Annotated in this window: 13 protein-coding genes; 5 read left to right on the top strand and 8 right to left on the bottom strand. The window is 72.8% G+C overall.

What is annotated here, in order from left to right:
- Window positions 1-4: 4 nt before the first annotated feature.
- Entirely contained in the window at window positions 5-658 is a 654-nt protein-coding gene (locus tag IH80_RS0103085; RefSeq protein WP_030957457.1) for a TetR/AcrR family transcriptional regulator, read from the bottom strand.
- Window positions 659-763: 105 nt separating this feature from the next.
- Here IH80_RS0103085 and IH80_RS0103080 point away from each other — a divergent pair, with 105 nt between their 5' ends.
- Complete coding sequence (locus tag IH80_RS0103080; protein WP_030957454.1) at window positions 764-1,843, top strand: FAD-dependent monooxygenase; 1,080 nt, start codon at window positions 764-766, stop codon at window positions 1,841-1,843.
- Between the two features lie 95 nt (window positions 1,844-1,938).
- On the opposite strand, the gene IH80_RS0103075 is transcribed toward IH80_RS0103080, so the two are convergent.
- The 3 genes from IH80_RS0103075 to IH80_RS0103065 all read right to left on the bottom strand — a co-directional run bounded on the left by IH80_RS0103075 (window position 1,939) and on the right by IH80_RS0103065 (window position 5,946).
- Entirely contained in the window at window positions 1,939-4,080 is a 2,142-nt protein-coding gene (locus tag IH80_RS0103075; protein WP_037878742.1) for a putative bifunctional diguanylate cyclase/phosphodiesterase, read from the bottom strand.
- Between the two features lie 98 nt (window positions 4,081-4,178).
- The gene (locus IH80_RS0103070; protein ID WP_030957450.1) at window positions 4,179-5,009 is read right to left on the bottom strand and encodes an SAM-dependent methyltransferase; all 831 of its coding nucleotides are present in this window, start codon (window positions 5,007-5,009) and stop codon (window positions 4,179-4,181) included.
- 577 nt (window positions 5,010-5,586) lie between these two features.
- Window positions 5,587-5,946 (bottom strand): hypothetical protein, encoded by a 360-nt coding sequence (locus tag IH80_RS0103065; protein ID WP_158943265.1) that lies wholly within the window; start codon window positions 5,944-5,946, stop codon window positions 5,587-5,589.
- 113 nt (window positions 5,947-6,059) lie between these two features.
- Between IH80_RS0103065 and IH80_RS0103055 the strand changes: the two genes are divergently transcribed.
- Together IH80_RS0103055 and IH80_RS0103050 are read left to right on the top strand one after the other, a co-directional pair.
- Window positions 6,060-6,830, top strand: a complete 771-nt coding sequence (locus IH80_RS0103055) for a DUF4239 domain-containing protein (RefSeq protein ID WP_030957448.1) — start codon at window positions 6,060-6,062, stop codon at window positions 6,828-6,830.
- A gap of 183 nt (window positions 6,831-7,013) precedes the next feature.
- Window positions 7,014-7,664 (top strand): hypothetical protein, encoded by a 651-nt coding sequence (locus IH80_RS0103050; RefSeq protein ID WP_030957446.1) that lies wholly within the window; start codon window positions 7,014-7,016, stop codon window positions 7,662-7,664.
- Between the two features lie 102 nt (window positions 7,665-7,766).
- On the opposite strand, the gene IH80_RS0103045 is transcribed toward IH80_RS0103050, so the two are convergent.
- Window positions 7,767-8,147, bottom strand: coding sequence for a hypothetical protein (locus IH80_RS0103045; RefSeq protein WP_386395542.1), 381 nt, complete (start codon window positions 8,145-8,147; stop codon window positions 7,767-7,769).
- 512 nt (window positions 8,148-8,659) lie between these two features.
- On the opposite strand from IH80_RS0103045, the gene IH80_RS0103040 reads away from it, so the two are divergent.
- Window positions 8,660-9,322 (top strand): class F sortase, encoded by a 663-nt coding sequence (locus tag IH80_RS0103040; RefSeq protein ID WP_030957441.1) that lies wholly within the window; start codon window positions 8,660-8,662, stop codon window positions 9,320-9,322.
- A 40-nt stretch (window positions 9,323-9,362) separates the two neighbouring features.
- On the opposite strand, the gene IH80_RS0103035 is transcribed toward IH80_RS0103040, so the two are convergent.
- Both IH80_RS0103035 and lysX read right to left on the bottom strand, forming a co-directional pair.
- The gene (locus IH80_RS0103035; RefSeq protein ID WP_030957440.1) at window positions 9,363-10,259 is read right to left on the bottom strand and encodes a polysaccharide deacetylase family protein; all 897 of its coding nucleotides are present in this window, start codon (window positions 10,257-10,259) and stop codon (window positions 9,363-9,365) included.
- Between the two features lie 111 nt (window positions 10,260-10,370).
- A complete protein-coding gene (gene lysX / locus IH80_RS0103030) occupies window positions 10,371-13,673 on the bottom strand; it encodes a bifunctional lysylphosphatidylglycerol synthetase/lysine--tRNA ligase LysX (protein ID WP_030957437.1) in 3,303 nt (1,100 codons plus the stop codon).
- Between the two features lie 83 nt (window positions 13,674-13,756).
- Between lysX and IH80_RS0103025 the strand changes: the two genes are divergently transcribed.
- Entirely contained in the window at window positions 13,757-14,218 is a 462-nt protein-coding gene (locus IH80_RS0103025) for a universal stress protein (protein WP_030957436.1), read from the top strand.
- A 195-nt stretch (window positions 14,219-14,413) separates the two neighbouring features.
- Here the strand turns inward: IH80_RS0103025 and IH80_RS0103020 are convergent, their stop codons facing one another.
- On the bottom strand, window positions 14,414-15,610 hold the full coding sequence (locus IH80_RS0103020; RefSeq protein WP_030957435.1) for a CapA family protein: 1,197 nt from the start codon (window positions 15,608-15,610) through the stop codon (window positions 14,414-14,416).
- Window positions 15,611-15,861 lie beyond the last annotated feature (251 nt).

Below are 15,861 nucleotides of genomic sequence, written 5' to 3'. Positions count from 1 at the left end.
GGCCTCAGGCGGGGGCGGGCGGGGCCGCGGGCAGGGTCCGGTCGAGGCCGTCGGCGAGCATGCCGAAGGCCAGGTCGGCGTCGGCCACGGCGGCCGGGTGGGCCTCGTCGGCACTCTGCCCGGCATCGAGCCGCAGCCAGTTCTCCCGCCCCAGCTCGTGGCGGACCGCCACCAGGTGGACGGCCGCCAGCCGGGCGACGAGCGGCGCCACCGACTCCGCCTCCAGGCCGGCGGCGAGCAGCTCGACCTCGCGGTCGGTGTAGTGGGAGAGGCGCGACTCCAGGCTGGCGGTGGTGTAGAGCAGCCGCTGGAAGGCGAGGACCTCCGGGTGGTCGCAGAGCCCGGTGATCGGGTCCCGCTCGGCGAGGGCCGTCAGGAAGTGCGCGTGCACGGCCCCCACCGGCGTCCGGCCCCCGGGCCGGTCGCGGACGACGCGCGCCACCTCGTCCTGATGGTCGGCGAACCGGTCGAGGAGCAGGTCCTCCTTGGTCGGGAAGTACCGGAAGAGGGTGGGCTTGGACACCTCGGCAGCCGCGGCGACATCCGCCACCGACACGGCGTCGAAGCCCCGCTCCAGGAAGAGTTCCAGTGCCGTGGCCGCCAGCTGGCGGCGCGTACGGAGCTTCTTGCTCTCGCGCAGACCCGTCGTGTTCTCCATGCGCACAGCGTAGCACGAATGAGAGACTGGGTTACTTTTTTAACCGGGTTGCTTTTTGTGCCTGGAGCCGCTTTCCTTGAGACACCGACGAGGAGAGGCCTTCCGATGAACCACACCGATGTACTGATCGCCGGCTCCGGCCCCACCGGTCTGACGCTCGCCTGTGACCTCGCCCTGCGCGGCTTCGCCGTCCGCGTCATCGAGCGGCGCACCGAACCGCACCGCGAATCCCGGGCCAAAGGGCTCCGGGCCGGCAGCCTCGCGATCTTCCAGGAGCTCGGCGTGGCCGGACCGCTGATCGCCGCCGGCACCGCGGGAGTGGTCCTGCGCAAGTACTTCGACGGCCAGCACATCAACGACACCCCCACCCCGGCGGACGCCGGTCTGCTGATCGGGCAGTGGCAGATCGAGGAGGCGCTGCGCGACCGGCTCGCCGGCCGGGGCGTGCGCGTCGAGTACGGGGCGGAGCTCGTCGGCCTCACGCAGGACGGGGCCGGGGTGCGCGCCGAACTGGCGGACGGCAGCCTGATCGCGGCCCGCTACCTCGCCGGTTGCGACGGCGGGCGCAGCACCACCCGCAAGCTGCTGGGCATCCCCTTCGAGGGGAACGGGGAGACGGAGCCCGCCATGGTCATCGGTGATGTCAGGGCGCCGGGGCTCGGCCGGGACGTCTGGCACCAGTGGTTCACCTCGGAGGGCGGCGGGATGCTCCTCTGCCCCATGCCGGGCACGGACACCTTCCAGCTCCAGGCCTCACCCGAGAACGACGAGCACGGCGAACCGCTGCCGCCCTCCCTGGAGAGCTTCCAGCGGATCTTCGACCGGTGCGCCGGGATGCCGGACGTCCGGCTGGAGGACCCCACCTGGCTCTCCTCCTGGCGGGTCAATGTCCGCATGGCCACCCGGATCCGCGAGGGCCGGGTCCTGCTCGCCGGGGATGCCGCGCATGTGCACCCCATAGCCGGCGGGCTGGGCATGAACACCGGCATCGCGGACGCGGCGGCGCTCGGCCGGGCGCTGTCCGCCGCCCTCGCCGGGCCGGACGCGGACGCGGCCCTGGCCGCCTACGAGGCGGAGCGGCTGTCGGTGGCCGCGGGGGTCCTGGCCGACACCGCCGAGCGGTACGAGAGGGTCGTGGAGGCCGTCCGGACCCCCGGCCGCGGGACGGAGGTCGGACTGGACTGACATGGCGCCGCCCTCCGGCGCCGCGCTCCGGCGCCGCACCGGAGGCGGGCGCCACCGGGACCGCCCGGCCCGGGCCGCCATGGGCCCGGGCAGCGTCAGGAAGGTGTGGGCACCGCGTCCGAGAGGGAAAGGGCGTGGATGCGGTCGGGGGCCCCGGGGCGGGCGTAGTACCAGCCCTGGGCGGTGTCGCAGCCGAGGGCGCGCAGCTGGGCGGCCTGTGCTCCGGTCTCCACGCCCTCGACGGTGACGGCGAGTTCGAGGCTGTGGGCCAGCGCGACGATCCCCTCCACGATCTTCACGTCGACCGGGTCCGCGGGCTGCTGCTGCATCCCCCGGGTGAAGGAGCGGTCGAGCTTGAGCACACTGACCGGCAGGCGCCGCAGGTTGGCCAGGTTGGAGTAGCCGGTGCCGAAATCGTCGAGGGCGATGTCCACGCCGAGTTCGGCCAGGCGGCGCAACGGCTCCAGCAGTTCGTCGTCCGCCCCTATCAGGGCCGATTCGGTGACTTCCAGGCACAGCGCGCCCGGGGCGAGGCCGGACTTCTCCAGCACCGCCACGGTGTCGGCGACCAGGCCCGGGTGGTGCAGTTGGGTCGGCGACAGGTTGACGTTGATCCGCAGGGCCGCGCCTCCGTGCTCGCGCTGCCAGACGCGGGCCTGGCGGACGGCCTCCTCGAGGACCCACCGGCCGAGGGGCACGATCAGTCCGGTCCGTTCGGCGAGCGGGATGAAGCGGTCCGGGCCGAGCACCCCGTACTGCGGGTGGGACCAGCGCACCAGTGCCTCGGCACCGTGCACGGTGCCGTCGCGCATGTGGACCAGCGGCTGGTACTCGATGAAGAACTCGCCGCGCTCCAGCGCCGCCGGCAGGGCGTTGGTCAGGCCGTGCCGGGTGATCGCCCGGGCGTCGGCCTCGGCGTCGGCGAACTCGAAGCGGTTGCCGCCCGCCGCCTTGGCCCGGTACATCGTGATGTCGGCGCTGCGCAGTACCTCGGCCGGGGTGCGCTCCTTGGCCCGGCCCTCGACGATGCCGATGCTGCCCCGGACCGACAGCTCCCGGCCCTCCAGCCGGATCGGCGTCGACAGGGCCGTCAGGATGCGGACCGCGAGGTCGGTGACCTTCTGCTCGGTGTCGGGGCCGGTGGTCAGCGCGACGAACTCGTCGCCGCCGAGCCGGGCGACGACCTCGCCGGGGCCGGTCGCGCAGCTCTGCAGCCGGTCGGCGACCTCCACCAGGAGCCGGTCCCCCGCAGAGTGCCCGAGGCTGTCGTTGACCGCCTTGAAGCCGTCGAGGTCCAGGTAGCACAGGCCGTAGCGGTCGCCCCCGGACCCGCTGAGGGCCTTCTCCAGGCGCTCGAAGAACAGCGTCCGGTTGGGCAGTCCGGTGAGGGCGTCGTGGGTGGCCTCGTAGCGCAGGCGCAGGTTCAGCAGCCGGCGTTCGGTGGTGTCCTCCATCAGCGCCAGCTGGTACTGGGGCTTGCCCTCGGCGTCGCGCAGCAGCGACACCGTGAGGTTGGTCCAGAGCACGGTCCCGTCGTGGCGGTAGTAGGGCTTCTCCACGCGGTAGCTCTCGCGCTCGCCGCGCACCAGCTCGCCGTACATCCGCCACACGTGCGGAGTGTCGTCGGGGTGCCCCCACTCGCTGACGTTGCGGCTGCGGACGTGCCCTTCCAGGCCGCCGAACATCTGCAGCAGCGTGTCGTTGACCTCCAGGACGTTCCCGTCGAGGTCGGCGATGCCGATGCCGACGGCCGCGCCCTCAAAGACCGCCCGGAAGCGTTCCTCGCTGGCGTGCAGGGCCTGCTGGGCGTCGGTGCGGGCGGTCAGCGCGGAACGCGCGATGGCCTCCTGCTCGCTGAGGGTGCGCTCGCGCAGTGCCCGGGCGTATCCGGCGGCGATCGCGTGCTGGAGCCGGGCGCAGCGCGCGTGGTATTCGGCGGTGGCCTCCACTCCGGATCCTTCGAGTCCGGCCGGCCCGCAGTAGAGGACCAGGTAGGACTCGATCACGCCGAGGGTGCCGGCGAGGGCCTCGGGGTCGGTGCAGTGCACGGCGACCAGTTCCGCCCCCACCCGCTGGGCGACGGCGGCGTCGAAGGGCCGGGCGTGCAGGGCCTCGGTGAGCGTCCGGGTGAGCGGCACCAGGTGCCGCTCGAACTCGGGCCGGGTCAGCGAGGTCGCGGTGACCGGGAAGATCGCCCGGCCCCAGATCGTCGCGAAACGGGAGATCCGGTCCTCGATGCCGCCGTCGGGCCCCGCCGCGGGTTGCGCGTGCGGTGCGGGCGCGGCTGCGGGCGCCGCGACGGTGTTCGGCGCGCCCGCCGTCTGTGCCGGAAGTCTCACGCCTTGCGTCCCACACCTGCGTAGCCCGAGAACGCGTAGGGATCCTCCGGTGCCTCGCCGTCCTCCCCGTCCTTTGCGCGGTCCGGGCGCCAGTCGGGCATGGAGACCAGCCCGGGCTCCACCATCTCGAACCCTTCGAAGAAGCCTCCGATCTGCTCCCTGGTCCGCATGACCAGGGGGTTGCGGATGTCCCGGTAGACGCCGACGGCGCCGCCCGCGACCTCCTCCGTGAGCGGGATGCCCTCGTACGAGGCGTGCGTGAGGATCAGCAGGCTGCCGGGGGCCAGCGCGTCGCGCAGTTCGGCCACGGCGTCGTACGGGCGGTCCGAGTCCTCGAGGAAGTGCAGGACGGCGACGAGCAGCAGGGCGACCGGGCGGTCGAGGTCGAGGAGCTGTCCGACCTCGGGGGCGGCCAGGATCTCCTTGGGCTTGCGGAGGTCCGCGGCGACGACGTCGGTGTGCTCGTCGTCCATCAGGACGGCATGGCTGTGCGCCACTGCCACCGGGTCGTGGTCGACGTAGACGACGCGGGCAGCCGGGGTGGCGGCCTGGGCGATCTCGTGGACGTTGCCGAAGGTGGGGATGCCCGAGCCGATGTCGAGGAACTGCGTGACGCCCTCGGCGACGGCGTGCCGGACGGCACGGCGCATGAACGCCCGGTTGGCCTGCATGATCTTGGGCAGGCCCGGCATGAATTCCATGGCGCGTCGGGCCGCCTGGCGGTCGACCTCGAAATTGTGGGACCCGCCGAGGTAGTAATCGTAGATGCGGGACACGCTCGGCACCGAGATGTCGATGCCTGGCGGGGCCCAGGCGGGGCGCTCCATCGGGATCTCCAAGCGTTGTTCCTGCGGCGGTCCGCGCGGGGTCGGACTCCTGTCCGAGCCGAATGTACTGATCATTGACCAACAGGGCGAGCAAAAGCGGAAATTGGCGATCCGTTCTTCGTCACACACCAAAGGCACCCGGCGGCCTCCGCGGAGCAAAAGACCGGTACCGACAAATCCCTTTTGGGAATTGACCGGAGGGTGATCGGACTCCACCGCAACCGTTCCGCGGCTGGCTCAAACCTATCCGGTCGGCACTCCACCCGTTCAGGCGAACCGGGGCCGAGCCTCGCGTGCGCGGGGGCGCGCGGCTCCATGCTCCCCGGGTGAACAGAGCCTGTGCCAGGCGCCTGCTGGCGGTCCCGGTCCTGCTGTGGGCGGCGCTGTCCGTCACGCCGGCCGTGGCTGATAGCAGCGCCTACGCGACGACCGACTCCGGCGACGGCGCGAGCGCCACCGCCGTGGTCGCGGCGGCCTCCGGCGACGGCCGCGGACGCGGCCGGGGTGGTGGACATCACGGTGACGACCACCGCTCCGACCACGGAAGACACCGTGGTGACGGCCGCGGCGGGGGGCATCACGGCCGCCCCCACTGCCCACCGCCGCCACCCCCGCCGTGTCCGCCGAAGCCGTCCCCGAAGCCCACCCCGCCGCCCGAGCCGAAGCCCACTCCGCCGCCGCCGAAGCCCACGCCGAGCCCGGTGCCGACCCCACCGCCCCCGCCACCGAAGCCCGCGCCCGCGCCGCCCAGGGCCGCACCCCGACCCGTACCGAAGCCCGTCCTGCCCGCACCGGTCCCGCCGAAGCCGAAGCCCGCCCCGCCCCGGGCGGCGAAGGCCCCGGCACCGCCTCCGCCGCCGCCCCCCGCGGTGGCCGCGCCCCCACCGAAACCGGTGGCCCGCCCGGCGTACACCGCGGCGACCCGTAAACCGGCCAAGCACCACATCTCGCCGGTCACCTTCACCCTGCTGACCGCGGCTCCCGCAGTGCTCGCGATCGTCGCGCTGCGCCCGCGGTGAACCGCCCGACGTCAACCGATCTGGAGTCATCTTGTCGGAATGGCTCGTCCTGTCCCTCGCGATGGCCGCGGCCTGTGCCGTGGTGCTGTCCATCGCCTTCTTCAATCACCGCAGGATCGGCGAGGACGACGATCCGAACGAGACCCCGGACGTCATCGAGTACATGACGATGATGATCGGGGTGATCTTCGCGATCGTGCTGGGCCTGGCGATCGCGGGCGTCTGGGAGGGGCGCGGAGCCGCCCAGGAATACGTACGCCAGGAAGCACAGGCCCTGCACGAGGTCAGCGTCCGCTCGCAGGTCTACCCGGCCGAGGTCCGGACGAGGATCCGGGCAGACGTCGACGCGTACGTGACCTTCGTGGTGGACACGGAGTGGAAGGCGATGGCGGACGACGGCGAACTCACGGACCGCGGCGGGGAGCTGCTGGAACGCATCCGCCGGGACGTCACCGACTACGAGCCGCAGACCGACCACGAGGGCCAGGCCTACCAGCCGCTCGTCGACCAGGTGGCGGTGGCCGACGACGCCCGCAGCGCACGCGGCGCGAGCGCGGGGGCCACCATGCCGGGCGTGGTCTGGTTCGGGCTGATCACCGGAGCGCTGATCACGGTGGGGCTGATCTTCACCCTGCAGATCCGGCGCTCGTTCCGGGAGTTGCTGCTGGCCGGGCTGTTCAGCGCGTTGATCGCCTTCCTGCTGTTCCTGATCTGGGACTTCGACGCGCCGTTCGGGCGGGGCATCTCGGCCACCGCCGAACCGTTCCTGACGCAGTTCTCCCATCTGGACCTCGGCGGCTGATGCCGCCCGGCAAACCGGGGACGGGCCTCCCGTCCCCGGTTCGGCCTACGGCCATGCCCCATTCGCCCGTTCCTGATCGCGGGCCCCGGCACCCGCGCCTAGCGTGGCGGACATCGAGGCGCACGACCCCCCACGTGCGGAAACCGTTCCGCGGCTGCTCCTCGGGGATCCGGAGAATCAACCATGGGTGCGATACGTCCCTGCGTCACCGCCCTGCTGAGTGCCGGCGCCACGTCCGCCGTATTCACGCTCGGAGCCCTCGGCGCGCCGGCCGCGTCCGCGGCCGAGGCCCGGACCGACACCCGGGCCGTGCCCCGGGCCGAGAAGCACGCGGACGGACAGGCCCGGCGGGTCACGTCGTTCGGTTTCACCCTCACCCCCTCGACCGTCGCCCCCGGCGGCCAGGTGGTGCTCGCGGTCAGCGGCTGCAACGCCGCCTACTCCACGGCCTCCTCCGGTGTGTTCGACACCGTGAGCATCGCGCGCGGCCAGAGCGTACGGGCCACCGTGGACCGGGACGCCCGGCCCGGTGCCGTGTACTCCGTCTCCTTCACGTGCAACGGGGAGACCGGCTCGGCCGATCTGACGATCGCCGGCGGCACCAGCAGGCCCACGACGAGTTCCACGAGGACGGCCACCGCCACGGGCCCGGTGACGAACCCCGCCGTGGCCCCCGTCACCACCACCTCCGCCCGCGGTGTCCGCGGCGGCCTCGGCGGCAGCGTGGCCGGGATGGACCCGGTGGAACTCGGCGTCGGCGCCGGCCTCTTCCTCGCCGCAGCGGGCGGCTCGGCGTACGCCCTGCGCCGCAGGGCCTCCGGCCGCGGTCATTGAATCCCCCGCGTGTCCCCCTCCACCGCCGGTCGCCCCGGGTCCTCGGGGAGGACGCGGGGCGACCGGCGGAACGGGCGGCGCCTGACCGGGAGGGCCTTCCGGTCAGCTCCGGCCGCGGAGCGGACGGCGACGGCGCAGCACGTGGGCACCCGCACCCAGGGCGGAGGCGCCGACCAGGCCCGCGCCGATGGCCGTCTCGGCGGTGGACGGGCCGAAGGACCCGCCGATGCCGCCCTGCGAGGGGTTGCCCTCGAGGATCCGGAACCGGGCCGTGGCGACCAGGTTGCTGTCGTTGCACTTGACCGACAGCGTGTGGGTGCCAGGAGAGGCGTGGTTGAAGATCCGCACGGTTGCGAACCCGATCGATCCGGCGGACAGGTTCGCCGGCGGAAAGTTTCCGTGCGAGGTGACGGTACCGCCGTGACCGCAGCCCGCCGCGCTCACCTGCATCGTGGACCCCTGGTGCACGGCGTACGGGTTCACCGAGATGTTGCTGGGGCCGTTCCCACCCCCATTCCCACCCCGGCCCCCCGGGTCCTGGTTCGCGGAGGCGAGCGGGGCACTGAGGCCGAGCGCGGCACATGCTGCCGCCGTCACGGTAAGAGCGCGCAAGACACGCATGGTGGAACCTCCAGCGGGAAGCGCCCCGGAGCGTCGGCCCCGGATGATCGACGAGAACGCCTCCCACGTCGAACCCTCGGGTCGTCCCGCAATCCGCGCATGTCCGGCTTTGGGCCGCCCGGTTGAGCGACACGCCGAAGCGCGGACGTCCGCGCCGACGGATCCGCAGGTCACGACCCGTCAGGCATTTATGTGACGATTACCTGGATGGGCGCATCCCTTCCGGCCCCTTCGGGCCCCTCCACGGCCGCGGCCACCCGTTCGCCCCTCCCCTCTCGCCGACCTGCCGCCCCGGCCTTAGCGTGCGTGAAGCAGGGCGTACAGGGGTGGGACGGGAACGCGGGTCGGGACCCCCGCGTCGGGAAGGGAGAACGATGGGCGAGGACGAGACAGGGCACTCGCGCAAACGCTCGCCGTGGGGCGTAATCGCCCTGGTCATGCTCACCGGCCTCGCCATGGTGCGGAACGGCGTGAACATCGACGACGGACCGCCCCAGCCCACCGCGGCCTCGGCCGTCGCGGTGACGGCCGACCAGTTGCCGGCGAATCCGCCGACGCCGCCCGCGGACATGGAGCTGCTGGAGCACTCGTCCGTGCAGCGCATCCGGATTCCCACGATCAACGTGGACGCACCGGTGATGACGGTCGGGCTGGACGCGGAGGGCTGGATCGACGCGCCGCCGCCGCAGGAGCGCAACCTCGCGGGCTGGTACCTCAACGGCATCTCGCCGGGGCAGCGGGGCTCGGCGGTGATCGTGGGCCACGTGGACAACGCGCAGGGCCCAGCGGTCTTCTACGGCCTGGGCTCGGTCAAACCGGGCAACCGGATCGAGGTGGAGCGGTACGACGGGCGCACGGCGGTGTTCGAGGTGTACGGCGTGGAGGTGTTCTCCAAGGAGGCCTTCCCCGGGGCCCGTGTGTACGGGGACACCGGCCACGCGGAACTCCGGGTGATCACCTGCGGCGGCGGATACTCCAAGGCGCGCGGGTACGACGGCAACGTGGTCGTCTTCGCCCGGATGGTGGACGCCCGCTGAACGGGGCGGGGCCGGGGGAAGTCCCGGCCCCGCCCCGCTGTCAGTGCGCCGCCACGGCGGACAGGGTCGGCAGGGTCATCCGGTAGCCGCGTGCGAGCAGTTGGGGCAGGTAGGAGGCGATGGCCTGGACGCTCTGCGCCCGGTTGCCGCCCGCGTCGTGCGACAGCACGATCGCGCGGGGCCCGGCACCGCGCAGGACCCGGGAGACGATGGTGGTGACGCCGGGCTCCTCCCAGTCCAGGCTGTCCACGGTCCAGGCGAGCGGCTCCATCCCCAGTTCGGCCCCGATCTCGAAGGCGGCCCGGTTCCACTCCCCGTAGGGCGCCCGGAACCACTGCGGCGCCTCGCCCACGGCCCGCTGGACGACCTCGCTCGTGCGGCCGATCTCGGCGGCGAGGGCCGGCCGGCTCAGCTTGGGGATGTGCGGGTGGGTCCAGGTGTGGTTGCCGATGACGTGCCCCTCGTCGACCATGCGGCGCAGCAGGCCCTTGTTCTCCGCGGCCATCTCCCCGCAGACGAAGAACATGGAGCGCACGCCGTAGCGGCCGAGGGTGTCGAGGATGGCCGGGGTGTAGCGGGGGTCCGGCCCGTCGTCGAAGGTGAGCACCATGGAGCTGTCGGTGTGCGCGTCGGCCGGGAGTTCCAGGATGGGCCGGCTGCGTACGGCCGGTTTCACCGCGGCCGGCCGGGCGGGGGCGTCCGCCGTCATGGGGCGCAGCCGGTAGGCCTTCTCGGGCAGGGCCCCGGGGAGCGCGCCGGGCGCGCCCGCCGCGGGGTTCGGGCCGGGCCCGGACGCGGGCCCCGGTGCGCCCGGTGTCGCGGGCGTACCGCCCTCGATGCCGTTGCGCGTGGTGATCAGTCCGGCGGCTGCGACTCCGAGGAGGACGGCGGTGCGCAGGAGCACGCGCCGCCCTACTGTCGGCTCGTCTTTTTTCATTATTACTACGTATCAACGACATCCCCGCCGATGCCGAGAGGCGCGGACGCGCCCCGTTGCGCTCACCCGTGCGGACCAGCCGTGCGGCCGGCCGATCCCCGCGGCGGCCGGTCAGCCGCGCCGCACCAGGGGGAACGGAAGGGTCTCGCGGATCGTCAGGCCCGTGAGGAACATGACGAGGCGGTCCACGCCGATGCCGAGGCCGCCGGTCGGCGGCATCGCGTATTCGAGGGCGTCCAGGAAGTCGTTGTCGAGTTCCATGGCCTCGGGGTCGCCGCCTGCCGCGAGCAGGGACTGGGCGGTGAGCCTGCGCCGCTGTTCGACGGGATCGGTCAGTTCCGAGTAGGCGGTGCCCAGTTCGGTGCCGAAGGCGACGAGGTCCCAGCGCTCGGCGAGCCGGGGGTCCCGGCGGTGCTGGCGGGTGAGCGGGGAGACGTCGGTCGGGAAGTCCTTGTAGAAGGTGGGGAGTTCGGTCCGCTCCTCCACCAGCCGTTCGTACATCTCCAGGACCACGTCGCCGCGGGTGTCCTCGGGCCCGTGGGGGACCTTGGCCCGGTCGCACAGCCTGCGCAGCACGCTCTCCTCGGTGTCGGCGTCGACCTCCTCGCCGAGGGCCTCGCTGATGGCCCCGTACATGGTCTTGACCGGCCAGGTTCCGGAGATGTCGTGGACGGCGAGCTTCCCGTCGGCGCCCGCCTTGTGCGCGACCGGTGAGCCGAAGGCCGCCGTGGCGGCTCCCTGGATCAGTTCCCGGGTGAGGTCGAGCATGACGTCGTAGTCGGCAAAGGCCTGGTAGGCCTCCAGCATCGTGAACTCGGGGTTGTGCTTGTAGGAGACGCCCTCGTTGCGGAAGGTGCGGCCCATCTCGAAGACCTTCTCCATGCCGCCGACGCAGAGCCGTTTGAGGTACAGCTCGGGCGCGATGCGCAGGTACAGGTCGAGGTCGTAGGCGTTGATGTGGGTGCGGAAGGGCCGGGCGTTGGCGCCGCCGTGGATCTGCTGGAGCATCGGGGTCTCGACCTCCAGGTAGCCGCGGTCGAGCAGCCCCTGGCGCAGCGCCTGGACGGCGCTGGAGCGGGCCCGTACGACGTCGCGCGCCTCGGGGCTGGCGACGAGGTCGAGGTAGCGGCGGCGGACCCGGGCCTCCGGGTCGGCGAGCCCCTTGCGTTTGTCGGGGAGGGGCCGCAGGCACTTGCCGGTGAGCTGCCAGGAACGGACGACGAGGGAGAGCTCGCCGGTCCGGCTGGCGCCGGGCACGCCGGTCACGAGGACGTGGTCGCCGAAGTCGACCTGCGAGGTGAAGGAGTCGAGCACCTCGGGGCCGGCCTCGTCGCGGGTCAGCATCAGTTGTATGTCGCCGGACCAGTCGCGCAGGACGGCGAAGACCACGCCGCCGAGGTCGCGTACGACCATCACGCGCCCGGCGAGGGTGGCGGGCTCGGTGGTCCGGGCGCCCGGCGGGTGGCTCGGGTGGGCCGCCTTGAGCTGGGCGACGGTGTGGGTGCGCGGGCGGATCCCCACCGGGTAGGGGTCGGTGCCGGACGCCCGGATGCGCTCGAGTTTGGCGTGGCGTACGCGTACCTGTTCGGGCAGCCGCTCCACGGGCACGCCGGGGAGCTCCTCCCCCACCGCTTCCAGGCCCAGGGAGTCGATGGGGGGCAGCCCCTCGGTGGTGGCGGGGGCGGTGACGCCCTTGGGGTGGGCGTTGCCCCACAGGGTGCGCAGGCTGGGTACGGAGACGAAGCCCTCGGCGATGCCTGAGGCGAGGCTGACCCGGGCGAGCGAGCCGGCGTCCTGGTAGCAGAGGAACCGCGGGTACCACTCGGGGCCGTACTTGACGTTCGAGCGGTACAGCGCCTCCAACTGCCACCAGCGGGAGAAGAAGAGCAGCAGTCTGCGCCACACCTTCAGGACGGGGCCGGCGCCGATGCGGCCGCCCTCTTCGAAGGCGGACCGGAAGACGGCGAAGTTGAGGGAGATGCGGCGCACGCCGAGGCCGGGGGCGGCGGCGCACAGTTCGGCGACCATGAACTCCATGACCCCGTTGGGTGCGGTGCGGTCGCGGCGCATCAGGTCGAGGGAGATGCCGTCGCCGCCCCAGGGGACGAAGGAGAGCAGGGCGATCAGCTCGCCCTCGGCGTTGAAGGCCTCGACCAGCAGGCAGTCCCCGTCGGCGGGGTCGCCGAGCCGGTCCAGGGCCATGGAGAAGCCCCGTTCGGTCTCGGTGTCCCGCCATCGGTCCGCCCGGTCGACGATGGTCCGCATCTCGTCCTCGGACAGGGCCGAGTGGCGGCGGATGACGGTGGTCGCACCGGCGCGCTTCACGCGGTTGACGGCCTGGCGGGTGACGCGCATGTCCCGGCCGTCGAGGTCGAAGTGGGCGACGTGCAGGATGGCCTCGTCGCCCAGTTGGAGGGCGCTCAGCCCGGACCGGGCGAAGGCGGTGGCGCCGTCCTCGGACGCGCCCATCACGGCGGGCTGCCAGCCGTAGCGGCGGGCCACGGCCAGCCAGGCGTCGATGGCGGCGGACCAGGCGGCGGGGTCGCCCACCGGGTCGCCGCTGGCGAGGCAGACGCCGGCTTCGACGCGGTAGGTGACGCCGGCCCGGCCGTTGGGGGCGAAGACGACGGCCTTGTCGCGCCGGGTGGCGAAGTAGCCGAGCGAGTCGGCCCGTCCGTACGCACCGAGGAGGGCCCTGATCCGGGGCTCCTCGTCGCCGTGCAGGGCCGCGGTCAGGCGCTGGGAACGGAAGAGGGTGGCGGCCGCGTTGAGCAGGGCGACGGCGCCGAAGAGGCCGAGGAGGAAGTACAACGGCCGGGGCGGGCGGCCGTCGAACTGCCGGGCCGAGAAGAGGCCGCCGAAGACCTGCTTGGCGGCCCAGTCCAGCCACTGGCCGCGGGGCAGGGAACCGGGGAAGAGGGCGACGAGGGCCCAGCCGAGGAGGACCGCGGCCAGCATGCCGAGTCCGAGCACGATCAGGGCGTGCCACAACGCCCCGGGGCGGGACGCGGCGTAGAACTCCTTGCGGGCGGCGATCAGTACGGCCATGGCGGCGACGGCCAGGGCCATGGACGAGATGCCGATCCAGTAGTCGCCGACCGCGATGTCCAGCAGGTCGTCGACGATCAGCAGGGCCAAATAGGTGATGACCATCCACCAGGCGACCTTCTTGCGGGTCCCGAGGGCCGCCGCGAAGAGGAAGAGGAAGACGGCGTAGGCGAGGTTCGCGCTGACCGGTACGACGATCAGGTCGAGGAAGCGCACGACGTGCCGCAGGAGGCGCCGCAGCGTCGGGGAGAGCGACAGCAGCGCGCACAGCAGGCCGATCGTCCCGAAGAACGCGCCGAACCCGTCGGGCACCCGGTTCAGGAAGCGGCTGCGGGATCCGTGCGTCTCCTGCGCGGTGGCACTCATGTTTCGCACTGTAGGGAGGGGTGCGCCGGTGCGCGCGCCGAGCGGCGGGGGGCTCCGCGCACGCCACGTCCTATCCTCGCAGGGTGACGGAGCACGTGAACACGGGATTCGAACGCGGTACCGACGGCCCGAAGGTGGTCCTGGCCGGGGTGGACGGTTCGGAGTCCTCGCTGCGGGCGGCGGCCTACGCGGCCGGCCTGGCCCGGCGGCAGAACGCCCTGCTGGCACTGGTGTACGTCCAGCCGGTGGTGCCGGCCGGAGCGGCGCTCGGCGCGCCCGTGGCCGACACCACCGGGGAGATCGCGGAGGGACTGGTGGCCGAGATCCGGGCATCGGCGGAGCGGCTCAAGGGCATCTACGAGGTGCGCTGGGAGTTCCACACCTTCCGCGGCGACCCCTACTCCGGCCTGGTCAGCGCGGCGCAGGAGCTGATGGCGGACGCGGTGGTGGTCGGCGCCTCGGAGCAGGCGGGGCACCGCATCGTCGGCTCGGTGGCGATCCGCCTGGTCAAGGCGGGCCGCTGGCCGGTGACCGTGGTCCCCTGAGCCACACCCTCCGCCCGGGCCGGGTCACGGGCACGGCCACGACCACGGCCACGGGCGAGTGAGACGGAGCGGCGCGGCGCTGGAACGGGTCCGGGCGCGCGGAGGAAACCGTGAGGCACGAGCGGTTTTCGAGCACGTACGGCCCTGTGGGTCCGGCACAGGGCGCGCCGGAGGCGAACCGAGCGAACCGAGCCCCTAGCGTGCGGCCACCAGGCCGTCCTTGGCGGCGCCGCGGCTGAGGACGGCCTCGGTGATCTCGTCCCGGGCGGCCTCGTAGTCCTGGCGGCCCGGGTCCTTCGCGAGGGCGTCGGGGAGGTGGACGACCCGGCCGGCGGAAAGGTCCATCATCTGCGGCACGAACTCGGCCTTGGTGACCTGCCAGCGCTGCCCGGCCCCGGCCGGCGGGGTGAAGGTGAAGCGGCCGATCGAGCCGTAGTTGCCGCGCATGTCGCGGGCGCCGCTGTGGTTGAACATCTCGCCCGCCACCTGGTCGCCCATGCCGTAGACGATCCAGGTCCCGTTGACCTTCTCGTAGGGCTGGGGAATGTGTGCGTGCGTACCCAGGATCAGATCGATGTCGGGCCGGCCGCCGGTCCGGGAGGCGGTCAGCGCCCTGCCCAGCGAGAGCTGGGTCCCGTCCGGTTCGGTCTGCCACTCCGTGCCCCAGTGGACGCTCACCAGCACCACGTCCGCGCCCGCCTTCCGGGCGGCCCGGGCGTCCGCGATGATCCTGTCCTGCTTCATCAGGTTGACCGCCCACGGCTGGCCGACGGGCATCGGGTAGCCGTTGGTGTCGTAGGTGTACGCGAGGTGCGCCACCTTGGCCGAGCCCGCCGTGTACGTGGTGACCGCGGCCGCCTCGGCCGCCGTACGGGCCGACCCGGCGTGCCGCAGGCCGACCTTGTCGAAGCGGTCCAGTGTGCGGCGCAGCCCGGCGGCGCCGTCGTCGAGGGTGTGGTTCGAGGCGGTGGAGCAGCCGTCGTAGCCGGCGTCCTTCAGACCGTCGGCGACCTCCGGCGGGGACGTGAAGGCCGGGTAGCCGGAGAAGGGCCCGCCCTCCTCCCCGTAGATCGTCTCCATGTGGCAGAGGGCCAGGTCGGCTCCCGAGACCACGGCCTTGACGCCGGAGAACATCGGCCTGAAGTCGTAGCCGTCGTCCTGCGCGTCGTTCGCCGCGCGCTGGATGACCGAGGTGTGCGGCAGTACGTCGCCGCTCGCGACCAGGGTGAAGCCCTGGGCGGCGGGCGCACCGGCGGCGCTGGAGGGAGCGGGCGGGCCCGATTCCCCGAGGCGGGCCGGGGCGGTGTCCCCGGCGGCCGAGCATCCCGCCGCCGCGGACAGCAGGAGGGCGGAGAGCAGGGCGAGGGCCCCGGGCCGGGTGCGCGTGGTCATCAATCGGCTCCCATTTATACGACTATCTGACATGTCATCATCTGCAATCCACAGAACAACACGCAGCAAGTCAAGGACCGGCCCCGTGTCCGGCCGACGAGCCCACTCCGACGGCGGGCACCGCACGCCCCCTGCCGTTCGCCGCGCCGTTCGACCGTTCACCGTCCGGCACGGCCGCCCGTCGGACCACCCGGTTGCTTGGGCGCAACGCCGGGGCAGGACGGTTCCGGGGCGGCTCCGCCCAGGTCAGG

Source organism: Streptomyces sp. NRRL S-378 (assembly GCF_000720645.1).
Classification (GTDB): Bacteria; Actinomycetota; Actinomycetes; order Streptomycetales; family Streptomycetaceae; genus Streptomyces.
This window is presented reverse-complemented; position numbering and strand designations above follow the sequence as displayed.